At 63.2% G+C, this 13150-nt stretch carries 12 protein-coding genes; 8 read left to right on the top strand and 4 right to left on the bottom strand.

Annotated features, from left to right (window positions below; all coding sequences use genetic code 11):
* Positions 1 to 142: 142 nt before the first annotated feature.
* Positions 143 to 1210: a porin gene (locus tag BO1_RS33970; protein WP_028221376.1), complete on the bottom strand. Its 1068-nt coding sequence runs from the start codon at positions 1208 to 1210 to the stop codon at positions 143 to 145.
* A 471-nt stretch (positions 1211 to 1681) separates the two neighbouring features.
* Positions 1682 to 2563: a LysR family transcriptional regulator gene (locus tag BO1_RS33965; RefSeq protein WP_028221375.1), complete on the bottom strand. Its 882-nt coding sequence runs from the start codon at positions 2561 to 2563 to the stop codon at positions 1682 to 1684.
* 169 nt (positions 2564 to 2732) lie between these two features.
* On the opposite strand from BO1_RS33965, the gene BO1_RS33955 reads away from it, so the two are divergent.
* From BO1_RS33955 to metE, 8 genes are all read left to right on the top strand, one after another.
* Positions 2733 to 3479: an SDR family NAD(P)-dependent oxidoreductase gene (locus BO1_RS33955; protein ID WP_028221374.1), complete on the top strand. Its 747-nt coding sequence runs from the start codon at positions 2733 to 2735 to the stop codon at positions 3477 to 3479.
* A 64-nt stretch (positions 3480 to 3543) separates the two neighbouring features.
* Positions 3544 to 3690, top strand: a complete 147-nt coding sequence (locus BO1_RS59675) for a hypothetical protein (protein ID WP_156992542.1) — start codon at positions 3544 to 3546, stop codon at positions 3688 to 3690.
* Between the two features lie 44 nt (positions 3691 to 3734).
* The gene (locus BO1_RS33950) at positions 3735 to 4481 is read left to right on the top strand and encodes an SDR family NAD(P)-dependent oxidoreductase (RefSeq protein WP_028221373.1); all 747 of its coding nucleotides are present in this window, start codon (positions 3735 to 3737) and stop codon (positions 4479 to 4481) included.
* A 211-nt stretch (positions 4482 to 4692) separates the two neighbouring features.
* Complete coding sequence (locus BO1_RS33945) at positions 4693 to 5538, top strand: alpha/beta fold hydrolase (RefSeq protein WP_028221372.1); 846 nt, start codon at positions 4693 to 4695, stop codon at positions 5536 to 5538.
* A 53-nt stretch (positions 5539 to 5591) separates the two neighbouring features.
* On the top strand, positions 5592 to 6353 hold the full coding sequence (locus BO1_RS33940) for an SDR family NAD(P)-dependent oxidoreductase (RefSeq protein ID WP_043287697.1): 762 nt from the start codon (positions 5592 to 5594) through the stop codon (positions 6351 to 6353).
* Between the two features lie 16 nt (positions 6354 to 6369).
* Positions 6370 to 6852 carry a hypothetical protein gene (locus BO1_RS33935; RefSeq protein ID WP_028221370.1) on the top strand — a complete coding sequence of 161 codons (483 nt, stop codon included), beginning with the start codon at positions 6370 to 6372 and terminating at the stop codon, positions 6850 to 6852.
* Positions 6853 to 7111: 259 nt separating this feature from the next.
* On the top strand, positions 7112 to 7681 hold the full coding sequence (locus tag BO1_RS53855; protein WP_043287695.1) for a cytochrome b: 570 nt from the start codon (positions 7112 to 7114) through the stop codon (positions 7679 to 7681).
* A gap of 341 nt (positions 7682 to 8022) precedes the next feature.
* On the top strand, positions 8023 to 10332 hold the full coding sequence (gene metE / locus BO1_RS33920; RefSeq protein ID WP_028221369.1) for a 5-methyltetrahydropteroyltriglutamate--homocysteine S-methyltransferase: 2310 nt from the start codon (positions 8023 to 8025) through the stop codon (positions 10330 to 10332).
* A 46-nt stretch (positions 10333 to 10378) separates the two neighbouring features.
* Here metE and BO1_RS33915 read toward each other — a convergent pair whose 3' ends face one another.
* Complete coding sequence (locus BO1_RS33915) at positions 10379 to 11335, bottom strand: alpha/beta hydrolase (protein WP_028221368.1); 957 nt, start codon at positions 11333 to 11335, stop codon at positions 10379 to 10381.
* An 11-nt stretch (positions 11336 to 11346) separates the two neighbouring features.
* Positions 11347 to 12930, bottom strand: coding sequence for a BCCT family transporter (locus BO1_RS33910; RefSeq protein WP_281179223.1), 1584 nt, complete (start codon positions 12928 to 12930; stop codon positions 11347 to 11349).
* Positions 12931 to 13150 lie beyond the last annotated feature (220 nt).

Genomic DNA, 13150 nt, shown 5'->3' with positions numbered 1-13150 from the left:
TACTTTTCTTTGCGGCTGCAAAGAAAAGTAGGTGCCGCCCCGCACAGGGGCAACGCCTGCGGCCCGCCGCGAATACAAGTTAAGGCCAACGCCCCCAGGATCCACACCCAACCAAAGGAATCACAATTCCAAAAACTCTAACTTAGAACAGCGTCCTGATCCCTGCACGGGCTGCGGCCTCGTGCCCGTTCGACGACGCCGGAAGCGTCAGGAACGCCGCATGAGCACCGCCGTTCACGCTCTGAAACGACGCGCTGACATAAACATCCGTTCTCTTAGACAGGAAGTAGTCCAGAATAAAGGCAACATCATGCCAGGTCGACGGCGACATTCTCGTCAGCGAATAACCCGCACTGGCCGCCAAAGTCGGCGTAATCTGAAAGACTTCATTGATCTCATAGCTGCGCATAGTCGCCGAAGCGCCTGGCGTCGAGATCCTGGTGTCGGTAAAGAGCGCACGCGTCGAAGACGAGCCCAGCGTCACGCTGCCGGCCACCTCGATGTTGCGCATATTGCTTGCCACGAACGTGCCGGACGGAAACGACGGACCCAGCGTGGTGCCGATTTGCGCGGCCGGCGCGAGCGTCATGTCGTGGACGTTGTTATACGCAAACGCGAGCCCCACTATCGCGCCGGAATATTGCGCGCCTGCCGCGACCACACGTCCGTTGCCGCCACCCGACGAATCGGCGCCGAACGCATAGAGCGCCCCAACATTGAAGCCACCGAACGGCGACACCGAATACTTCACCGAGTTGTTGATCCGCAGCGAGCCGCCAAGGTGATCGTAGTCGCCCGGATGGAACGCGTAGGCGCCGATTCTTGAGCCGAGCGAGTACTGCGTCACGTAATCCCAGACGAAGTCGTACTGCCGGCCGAACGTGAGCGAACCCCACTTCGTATTGCTCAAGCCCGCGAACGCCTGCCGTCCGAACATCAGCCCGCTTTGCGAATCGGCTCCCGTATTCAGCGAAAAACCATTCTCGAGCGTGAAGATCGCCTTGGTGCCGCCGCCCAGATCTTCCTTGCCCTGAAACCCGAAACGGCTTGGCTGGATGATGCCGTCGTTGGCAATCACCTCGCTCTTGCCGCCGGCATTCGACACATAGCTAATCCCTGCGTCTATCAATCCGTACAACGTGACCGTACTTTGTGCGTGCGCAAGGCACGGCATCGCCAGCGCAACCGCTATTGCGAGCTGCTTTTTCATTGAGAGTCTCCGTGAATTTTTTTATGTCCGGCGTCATGTCGTATGCGCCCGGTGTGTCGTCGATCCGATGCCGCCGATATCGCGGCCAGAGGCGTCGACGCCCTGGCGCAAAGGTCGGAACGAGCTTGAACGTATGGTCTTCAGCGACCTTGAGGATCGCGTGGCGTTTTCTGTGGGCGTGAATTCACTCTACGAGCAGGTGAAAAGCCCTTCAAGGCGAATTCCAGATTCGTCCGGTAGCCGGACAAGATAGCGAGGTCATCGCAACGTCGATCTGCGGCACCCGCAGCAAATTCGGGCAGCTCTGATGCGCCGGGCTGCAAACAGCGACGAAGCACCGTCGCTGCGCCCTGCCGGAGAATTTTTCAGGTCCCGAAAGGCGCTATCTATAGATGAATTTATTGCTTCGTTTAGCTTATTAATTCTCGTGGGAATTTTCCTGAAAATGATCCTGCCCGACGCGTCGCGCGCCTATTGCCGGATCTGATCGATGCGCGACAGAAAGGTCGCGAGGATCGGCGAGCGGTTGTTGCGGTTATAGCCGACCACCAGCTCGATCGTCGGCGCTTCGCCCTTGAGTGGCCGGCTTGTCACCGACCAGGGCAGGAGTTTCTCGGCATAGGCGGGCAGCAATGCAACGCCTCTCGTCGATGCAATCAGCGACATCGCCATCGTCAGGTTGTGGACGCGATGCGCCGGTTCGATCGCGAGGTCGTTTGCATTCAGATAGTTTTCGATCGCGCGGCGCATGGGCCCAGCCACGTCTGAGCCGCCGATGAACAGCTCACTCGCCAGTTCGTGCACGTCGATCTCGTCGAAGGCCGCCAGGCGATGATCGCTCGGCATCAGCACGACAAAACGCTCGCGCGCGACCGTCACGTACTCGAGGTCGGGACGGTTGGCTTCGGCACGCATGAACGCAACGTCCAACCGGCCCGTAGACAAGCCCTCCGCCAGATCGGGGGAATGCTCGCTCGACACCGTCATCTCGAGCGTCTGCAGATCGTTCGCGAGCACACGCGACGCTTCAGCAAGCCAGGTCACTTCCTGGCCGCTCAGGAAGCCAACCGCAAACGTCGGCTTCGACGGCCGCGCTGCCCGCCGCGCGGCCTCGCACGCCGCGTCCACCTGCGCCAGGGCCAGCCGCGCGTGGTCGAGAAATGCCTTGCCGGCATCGGTCAGCTCGATGCCACGCGCGCTGCGCACGAACAGTTGCGCACCCACTTCGTACTCGAGGTCGCGGATCTGTCGGCTCAGGGACGGCTGGGACGTGTACAGCCGGCGCTCCGCCGCGACGGTCAGGCTGCCCTCTTCCGCCACAGCCACGAAATAACGCAGGTGACGCAGTTCCATGCGCGCAGTCCCTCACCGGTAGCCATGCCTCTCAGGTATGGCTACCAGCTTACAAAGTCTTTTTCTCCCGGGCAAGCGGCAACTATCGTTCGGTTCCATCAGCGGGACGAAAACGTCTTTCACCTCATCTCTCACCTCAACGTCAGCCATCTGCTGGAAGGACCCGATCATGAAGACCCTCACCGGAAAGACCGCGCTCGTGACGGGCGCTTCCCGTGGCATCGGACGTGCCGCTGCGCTGGCGCTCGCGCAGGCCGGGGCTCAGGTCATCGTTCACTATGGCCGCGGCTCACGTGAGGCCGAGGCCGTCGTCGCCGAAATCGCTGCGGCGGGCAGCCGTGCCCATGCCATCCAGGCAGACCTCGCGGATCCAGACGGGCCGCACAGGCTCGCGCGGCAGGTCCGGGCCATCGTCGGCGAACGGCTCGACATCCTCGTTGCCAACGCGGGCATCGCGAAGGCCGCCACGCTCGAGGAAACCGGCGTCGCCGACTTCGACGAACTGTTCGCCGTCAACGTTCGCGCTCCGTATTTTCTCGTTCAGCAACTGCTGCCGATCATGTGCAAGGGCAGCAGCGTCACGCTGCTTTCGTCGCTCGCGGCCCGTGCGGTTGTTGGCGAGCTGTCGGCCTACGCGGCCACGAAGGGCGCCGTGGAGACGTTCGTGCGCCACTTCGCGGCCGACCTGGGGCCGCGTGGCATCCGCGTGAACGCGGTCGCGCCCGGCGTCGTGCAAACCGACATGTCGAGCTTCACGCGCACCGACGCAGGCCGCGCCATGACGCTCGGCCTGCAGGCCATCAAACGGCTCGCGGAACCCGAGGACATCGCCGCGGCGATCGCCTTCCTGGCGTCCGACCAGGCCAGATGGACGACTGGCACGACGCTTCGTGTGGATGGCGGCTCGAAGCTGTAAACGCGCCGACCGCGATCCTGCCATTTCGGCCCCCCAAATCGATGCACCCAAACCGGAATCCATCATGACGCAAGCCACCCCAATCCACTCCGCACCCGCCCCAAACTGGCTCGCGGTTGTTTCGGTCGCACTCAGCGCGACCGTGTTCTGCATAACTGAATTCCTTCTCGTCGGCCGGCTGCGATACACCGGCGACACCGTTCCCGATTGATCGAATTTCATGCACAGGATTCCTGACCAACCAGGAGAATCAACATGAATCACTCACCCGTCGTACTCATCACCGGCGCACTGTCCGGTATTGGCCGCGCCACAGCCCTGGCTTTCGCACGCGACAAGGCGCGCGTCGTACTTGCCGGTCGCAAGGCGGAAGTCGGCGAGAAGCTCGCGGAAGAATTGCGCGCAACGGGTATCGAAGCCGAGTTCATCCAGGCAGACGTTCGCTACGAAGAACAGGTCGAAGCGCTCGTCGAGCGGACCGTCGCTCGCTTCGGTCGACTCGACATCGCCGTCAACGCGGCCGGCGTAGAGGGCGAATCAGGCCCGCTCACGGCGCAAACACCCGAGCGCTATGCCGCCGTCTTCGATGCCAACGTGCTCGGCACCCTGCTCGCGATGAAGCACGAACTGCGCGTGATGACGGCGCAACAAGGCGGCAGCATCGTCAACGTGTCGTCGACGATGGGTCTGCGCGGTGCGGCCGGCATGTCCCTGTACGCCGCCAGCAAACATGCTATCGAAGGCCTTACGAAGTCCGCGGCGCTGGAAGTGGCTGCGTCCGGGGTACGGGTCAACGCCGTCGCGCCCGGCCCCATCGACACGGAGATGCTCACGCGACTGACCGGCAGCAGCGAGCGCAAGGCCGTCATGCTCTCGGGCGTCCCGCTCAAACGCGCCGGAACGCCCGAGGAAATCGCCGAGGCCATCGTCTTCGTCGGATCGGGCAAGGCCAGCTACATGACCGGCGAAATCCTGCGCGTCAACGGCGGCAGGACCGCCTGAGCACGCGGGATGCCTGTCCCATATCTGCGAGGCATGGTCGCTTGCCTACAAAGTCTTTTTCCTGTTGCCGGCGAGCGCATACATTACCCATCAGCAGGCAGCGCCGCACGAGATCCTCAGGCGCGTAAGCGAAGTGAAATAACAGTACCCCATGCATCTCAGACATACCGGAAAGCGAATCCCTCAACTCACATCTGCAAGGACGACGATCATGACCCACCATACCCACCACAGCGCGCCGACGCAGTACGTCGAGGCAAACGGCATCCGCTTCGCCTTTCGCCGCTTCGGCAATCCCACGGGCGTTCCGCTCGTCATGAACATCCACTTCACCGGCACCATGGATCACTGGGATCCCGCCGTGACCGATGGCCTGGCCGCAGGACGTGAGGTGATCCTCTTCAACAACGCCGGCATTTCGAGCAGCTCGGGCAGCGTTCCCGAGTCGATCGAGGAAATGGCCGCCAATGCGGCCGCGTTCATCCGTGCGCTCGGCCTCGAGCAGGTCGATGTGCTGGGTTTCTCGATGGGAGGCCTGATTGCCCAGACGCTCGCCATTGCGCAGCCCACGCTGGTTCGCCGCTTGATCCTCGTTGGCACCGGCCCGCGCAGCGGAGAAGCCATGGCCTCGCTGACGCCCGAAGCCGAGGAAATCTTCGGCGCGACCTATGCCGAACCGGACCATCTCTGGCTGCGCGTGCATTTTTCGCCCTCCGAAGCCAGCCAGGCGGCCGGGCATGCGTTTCTCGAACGCTTGCGCCGTCGCACGGAAGGCCGCGATCCGGCCGTCAACGATACCGTGGCGCCGGCCCAGCTCGTCGCACTCGCCAAATGGGGCAAGCCGCAAGCTAACCCGTACGCCTACCTGCAGGCACTCGGCCAGCCGACCCTGGTGGTGAATGGCGACAACGACGTGATCATCTACACGCTCAACTCGGTGATCCTGCGCCAGCACATTCCGAATGCGCAGCTCGTCATCTATCCGGATGCCAATCACGGTTCGCTCTATCAATACCCCGAGCGCTTCGTGGCAGACGTTTCCCGTTTCCTTTCCTGAGCCGTAAGCCGAGACACCCACATTTTTGACGTGCAACTCAAGGAGAATTAATCGTGAGAACTAATCTTAATGGCAAGACCGCACTCGTCACCGGCGCTTCGCGTGGCATCGGCCGCGCCACCGCCCTCGCCCTGGCCGCAGCAGGCGCACGCGTGCTCGTCCATTTCAGCAGCGCCGAACCGGCTGCGGACGCCGTGGTCGAGACAATCCGAGCGTCGGGCGGTTCGGCCGAGAAGGTCGCGGCAGACCTGAGCACGGCGAACGGCCCGCACGAACTGGCGCGCCAGGTACGCGAACTGGTAGGCGAACTGGTAGGCGAGCGCCTGGACATACTCGTTGCGAATGCGGGCATCTCGAAGGCCTCGCCTATTGCGGAAACGACGGTCGACGACTTCGACCGCCTGTTCGCCGTCAACGTGCGCGCACCGTACTTCCTGGTCCAGCAACTGCTGCCTGTGCTGGGCGAAGGCAGCAGCGTGGTTCTGCTGTCCTCGCTTGCGGCCCGCAGTCCGGTTGGCAACCTGTCCGCCTACGCCGCGAGCAAGGGCGCGGTCGACACCCTGGTCAAGCACTTCGCCGCATCGCTGGGCGAGCGCGGCATCCGCGTGAACGCCGTCGCGCCGGGGGTGGTCGAGACCGACATGTCGAACTTCGCCAAAACCGATGCCGGGCGAGACTACACGCTCGGCATGCAGGCCCTCAAGCGCGTGGCGCAGCCCGACGACATCGCAGGCGCGGCCCTGTTCCTCGCATCCGACGCGGCGCGTTGGGTGACGGGCGACACGCTGCGTGTCGACGGCGGCTCGAAGCTATGACACCTGGGAGACGGCCATGAACCATGCAGCCTGCCCGAACGTTCCCGCGCGGCGCGGCGGGAGCACCGCTCGACACACGCGTGTCGCGCTCGCGCGCCGGGCCAGCTTCTGGGTCTCGGCTGGCGTGGTCGCGCATACCCTCTGGACCAGCGCGGCGCCGGCGATGACCTACCGGCTCTACGCCAGCGAATGGCATCTCACGCCGACGACCACGGCCGAAATCTTCGCCATCTACCCGGTCGTGGTCGTCAGCGTGCTGATCCTGTTCGGCGGAACTATGACGCTCTTCCTGTCTGCGACCGCAATAACGGGCGCCGGTTATAGCCTGCTGTTTCTGAGCGCCCTGGAAGTCATCAACGGCGCAACCTCCGTCGAACGACGAGGCGGCACCCTGTCGGCGCTGTATCTCCTCGGTTATCTGGCCGTCGGCCTACTCGCACCGGAAGCGGGGAGCGCCTCGCGCGTCGCAAACGACGTCAACGCAAGCTCGATGAAATAGGTCCTAAAGCAAAACGTAAATGCAAATAGCAGTCATTCGCATCTTTATTGACGGAAGGAGGGCAAGCCGGTACGATGCGGCGCAGATCGACGGGGCGATCCCACGCTAATCACACGCGGTTCGGGTGATGAGTGAGCCATGCACGGAACGCACGCCGAAGCTTCGACATGGGCTGAAGAACCTGGATTAGAAGATGCGCGCGAACCGGATGCCGCCAGCGACAATGCAATGCAGTCCACACACGGGCGAGGGGCTCTGCATGGCCTCGTCCAATGATCGTTCGGGCAGGCTCGGCTTCAATCGGCTACAGCGGCGCCCCGCCCGCGACCGCTACGACGACCTTGCGCGATTTTTTCATTGGACGTTTGCCGCCTGCATCGTCTACGCGAGCGTGGCGGGCTATACGCTCACCCGCATCGCCAATGGCCCCGTGCATCATTTCCTGTCCCAACTGAACATGTCGATCGGGACGGTGCTCATCGTCCTGTTTCCGTTTCGAGCGGGCTGGAAGCTGGTTCGTGCCGAACCTCGCGCGATGCACGGTGTGTCGGCCCGGCAGCAATCGCTCGCGCATGGTGTGCACGGCGTGCTCTACCTCACGATGTTTGCCGTGCTCGCAAGCGGCTTCTTGATGGTCCCGAACGGCTATACGTTCCTTGGCCTGTTTGAGATTCACACGCCGTTCCAGAAAGGCCCGCTAACCGACGCATTATTCGCGGTGCACCGCGCAAGTTGCGCGCTGCTGGCAGGACTGGTCGTGCTGCATGTGCTCGCGGTCGTCAAGCACCAGTGGATCGCGCGTAATGATGTGTTGCGCAGGATGCTTTAAGGCAAGTACACCTTGACTGCCAGCGACGCGGCGGCAAAGCGCGCCTCGATCACCCCCGCACCCGCGGCGCCACCCAGCTCGACTCCCTCGCGAACTGCACGAACGACCTCAGTTAATCAACCGCTGCATCGGCCTCCCGCGTGCCCAGGAAAATCTGCCTGGCAATGCCCTCCTTGCCGAGCTGGTGGATGCGCTCGAGCATGATCCGGGAGCCTGATCCAATCAATGAAGAAAGCTAATGGATGGATGAAATAATGCCATTATATTTCATCATCCGATAGCTCTATCATCGCTGCCACTACCGCTGGTTTTCTGCACTTTTCTCCTGGATGGCAGCACAGATGGTCACCACACACAACCTCGGCTTCCCGCGCATTGGCGCAAATCGCGAACTCAAGTTCGGCCTCGAACGCTACTGGAAGGGCGAGTCCTCGCGCGACGAGCTCAAGGCGCTAGGCGCACAACTGCGCGCGCGTCACTGGGACAATCAAAAGGCACTCGATTTCGTGCCCGTCGGCGACTTCGCGTTCTACGACCAGGTGCTCGACATGAGTTTCACGCTCGGCAATCTGCCCGAGCGCGTGCAGGGCTTTCATGGCGACAAGCTCGACAACTATTTCCGCGTCGCGCGCGGCCGCTCGGCGCAAGGCGCCGAAGACCATGCGGCTTGCTGCGGCGGCGTTGCCGCCGGTGAAATGACGAAGTGGTTCGACACGAACTATCACTACATCGTCCCCGAGTTCACGGCCGACACGCAGTTCAATCTCGATACCTCGCGTCTCATCGAGCAACTGCGCGAAGCACGCGCGCAGGGCGTGAAGGCGAAGCCCGTGATCGTCGGGCCCATCACCTATTTGTGGCTGGGCAAGGCCAAGGACGACTCGGACAAGCTCGCCCTGCTGCCGCGCATCATGCCGGTGTACCGCGCGCTGCTCGACTACTTCTGCATCATGGGCGTCGAGTGGGTGCAGATCGACGAGCCTGTTCTCGCCACCGAGCTCGACCCGGCATGGCGCAAGGCGTTTGAAACGGCCTACGAAGGCTTCGAAGAGCGCCGCGTCAAGCTGCTGCTCACGACCTACTTCGGCCAACTCCAGCAGAATCTCGACCTCGCTTGCAGCTTGCCGGTCGACGGCCTGCACATCGACGCCATCAACGCCCGCGAAGAACTCGCGCTGGCCGCGCAGAAGCTGCCCGCGCAGAGCGTGCTCTCGGTGGGCGCGATCAACGGCCGCAACATCTGGAAGACCGACCTGAGCGCCACGCTCGAATGGCTCGAACCGCTGGCGCAGCAACTGGGCGATCGTCTGTGGCTGGCGCCGTCGTGCTCGCTGCTGCACGTGCCCGTCGATCTCGCGAGCGAAGAGAAGCTCGATGCCGAAATCCGCTCGTGCCTCGCCTTCGCCCTGCAAAAGCTCGACGAGCTGAACGTGCTCGCCACCGCGCTCAATCACGGCCGCGACAAGGTTGCCGATGCACTGGCAGCCAACGCCGCCGCCATCGAAGCGCGCCGCCACTCGCCGCGCGTGAACAACCCGGCGGTGAAGGCCGCGCTCGCACGCGTCGACGCAACGCTCGGCAATCGCCAGCACTCCTATGCACAACGCGCGCCGAAACAGGCCGCGCTCCTGAACCTGCCCGCGTACCCGACCACGACGATCGGCTCGTTCCCGCAGACCGCGGAAATCCGCCAGGCGCGGAGCCAGTTCAAGAGCGGCGCGCTCGACAACGCGGGCTACCAGGCGGCGATGCGCGCCGAGATCGAGCGCAGCGTGCGCGAGCAGGAAAAGCTGGGCCTCGACGTGCTCGTGCATGGCGAAGCCGAGCGCAACGACATGGTCGAGTACTTCGGCGAGCAGCTCGACGGCTATGCATTCAGCCAGTTCGGCTGGGTGCAGTCGTATGGCTCGCGCTGCGTGAAGCCGCCCATCCTGTTCGGCGACATCAGCCGTCCGAAGGCCATGACGGTCGAGTGGATCGCCTACGCACAGTCGCTCACGACCAAGCCGATGAAGGGCATGCTCACCGGTCCGGTGACGATCCTCAACTGGTCGTTCGTGCGCGACGACCAGCCGCGCTCGGTGTCGTGCTACCAGCTCGCGCTGGCGATCCGCGAGGAAGTGCTCGATCTCGAGAAGGCTGGCGTGCGCGTGATCCAGATCGACGAAGCCGCGCTGCGCGAAGGCTTGCCGCTGCGGCGCGCGCAGTGGGGCGAGTATCTGCGCTGGGCTGTCGAATCGTTCCGCATCACGGCCAACGGCGTGAGCGACGAAACGCAGATCCATACGCACATGTGCTATTCGGAGTTCAACGACATCATCGCGTCTATTGCCGATATGGACGCCGACGTCATCACGATCGAGACCTCGCGCTCGGACATGGAGCTGCTCGACGCGTTCGACAACTTCAAGTATCCGAACGAAATCGGGCCGGGCGTGTACGACATCCACTCGCCGAACATCCCGACTGAGGAGCACATCGTGCAGCTCATGCGCAAGGCCGCCGGGCGCATTCCCGCCGAGCGCCTGTGGGTGAATCCGGACTGCGGACTGAAGACGCGCCAGTGGCAGGAAGTGATTCCCGCGCTGACCAATATGGTCGCGGCGGCGAGGACGCTGCGCCAATACGCGGCGCTTGAAGGAAGGGAGTGAGCGCCTTCCCCAGCAAGGCGCTCGCCGCAACGTGCTGCTGCTCGCCCTAAGCTCTCGGGCTTGCGAGCATCGCCGCTATTGCCTTGACAAAGGCCTCATACAACCGGGCGGTCTCGGGACAGCGCGCCATCGCACGCATGCAGCCATGCAGCAAGCCACGGCCGAGATGAAACTGCGCAGGAACGCCCGCCGCGCGCAAGCGCTCGGCATACAGCTGTCCGTCGTCACGCAAAGGATCGAACTCGGCTACCGCCACGAACGCCGGCGGCAAGCCGCCCAGCGACGGCGCCGCCAGCGGTGCGAGACGCGGGTCGTTGTGGCTGGCCGGATCGGGCGCGTAGACGCGCAGGAAATACGCCACATCGGCAGTGCTCAACAACGGCGCGTCGGCATTGTCACGGAAGGACGGAAGACTGTGATCCGTGCCCAGCCCAGGGTAAATCAGCGCTTGCCCAAGCGGCGCCCCACCGCCCATCCGCGCGATCTCCAGACACAAAGCCGCCGCCAGATTGCCGCCCGCGCTGTCGCCTGCGACCACCACGCGGGACGTATCGATTCCCCACGCCTCGCCCTGCGACTGCAGATGCCGCCACGCCGCCAGGCAGTCGTCAAATGCAGCCGGAAATACATGCTCGGGCGCCAGACGGTAGTCCACCACTACGACCACTGCGGACAAATCGCGCGCCAGCGGCGCCGTGATGAACTCGTGCGAATCCAGACCGCCCACGACCCAGCCGCCGCCGTGCAGATACAACACGCAGGGCCAGCCCTGCGCGGGCGCCTCGCCCAACGGACGATAGATGCGAACCGGAATGTGCCGGTCCGACCCGGCAATGGCCTGCTCTTCAATGGCGAGTCCTGCGTCGCGCTCCGGCGTGAAGTATCGGCACAGCGCATCGTAAGCATCCCGCATGGCCTTCACGCTGTCGTCCGCGGCAACGAAGCGGCCGCTCGTCGCCACAAACTCGCGCATCGCGTCGCTGAGTGGGTAGTGCTTTTGCATGATGTCCTCGCTCAGCCGACCAGTTGCTTGTCGGTCGCCACCGTGTCCGGGGACGCGTTGCGCTCTTCGATCAGGTGTCCCGGCACGTGGCCGTAGTCCTCGCGCAGCCACTTGAGCAGGCCGTACGCCTTGAGCAGCAACACGACAAGGAACGGAATGGCCGTCACGATCACCGCTGTCTTCATGGTATTGAGCGGCGCTTTGGAGAAGATCATCGCCAGCGGCACCAGCGTGAGCATGATGCACCAGAACAGCCGGTCGGCAGGCGCGGGGTCTTCGCCTTCGGCCAGGTCGCGGGTGCAGGTGGCCGACACCGCGTAGCCCACGGCGTCCATGTGCGCCGCGAGGAAGATCGCCATCACGAACAGGAAGAACGTCATCACAATGCGGCCGGCCGGCAGTTGGTCGAGCAGCATGCTGATCGCCAGTTCGCCGCCCTGGTGGCTCAACACGCCCGGCACGTTGACAACGTTAGTCATGAAATTGTGCAGGCTGTAGTTCTCGAGCACGCCGAATACGAACCACACGCCTACGCAGCCGCCCAGCAGCATCGCGAGAATGACTTCCCGAATGGTGCGTCCGCGCGAGACGCGGGTCACGAACAGCGCCACACCCGGCGCATAGGAGATCCACCAGAGCCAATAGAAGACCGTCCATTCGCGCGTGAACTTGCCGTCGCCCATGGGATCGGTGAACAGGCTCATGTCCACGAAATTGGTCAACATCAGCCCGAGGCTCGAGAGCGTATTGCTGGTGATGAACTGAGTCGGGCCCGCAAGATAGATGTAGAACGTCAACGCCACCACGCCCCAGCACACCATATGGCTGAGCCGCTTCATGCCGCCGTCCATGCCCACCCACGAACTGAGCGTGAATAGCACCGACACCGCGAGAATGATGATCACCTGCGTCGTGAACGTGTCCGGAAGGCCGGTCAGCGTGGCCAGCAGCCTGGAGAAGGTCGTGGCGGTGAGCACCAGCGAAATGGTCAGGGCGCCGAACATGCACAGCATGAACAGCAAGTCGATCAAGCGGCCGACCGGACCGCTCGCGCGGCAGCCCGTAATTGCCTCGATCACGGAGGCGAGGCCCAGCCCCTTGTTCTTGCGCACGTGGAAGTGATAGCACATGGCCACGGCGCCAACCGCGTAGATCGCCCAGGCGCTCAATCCGGAATGGAAGAACGAATAGGCGACGCTGAATTTGAGCGCCTGCTGCGACTCGGGCGGCAGGTTCAATCCCGGCGTCTGATAGTAGTACGCCCAGTCGAGAAAGCCCCAGTACAACGACGAGGACCCCAGACCGGAGAGGATGAACATGAAAATCCACGAGAGCGTCGAGTACTCCGGCGCGCCCTCGCCCAGCCGGATCTTGCCGTACTTGCTGAAGGCCAGCCCGATCACGAAGATCGACGAACAAAATGCAAACAGCAGCACCGGCGATGCAAAGATCGTGGTGCACCAGTACAGGACCTGCTCCGCGCCGGCGATCGATTGTTTGGGAAAGGCCGCCAGCCCTCCCACCGACAAGAAGATGATCGACAGGCTGATCAGGGTGAGCGGCATATCGCGCCGGCTGGATCGGGTATTGCCCAAGGTGTCTCCTTTATTCGAGGCTTGCGCGTGTCGTGCTGCCTTGTGGGTGTCCGCAAGAATTCGGAGGCTAGTATCCCGCAAGACATTTCGGCTATAGACAGGCGATTCGTGAAGCCTTGCAACACGAATCGTGAAGAATGCGCGGTGCATGGCGGCCGTGTGCCAGCGGCGCAATCTCCGCCCGAACCCATGGGCATGACGCCTCGCTCGAACCGCCCCT

The organism is Paraburkholderia oxyphila NBRC 105797, assembly GCF_000685075.1.
Classification (GTDB): Bacteria; Pseudomonadota; Gammaproteobacteria; order Burkholderiales; family Burkholderiaceae; genus Paraburkholderia; species Paraburkholderia oxyphila.
Note: the sequence above shows the minus strand (reverse complement) of the source record. Positions and strands in the feature narration are given on the sequence as shown.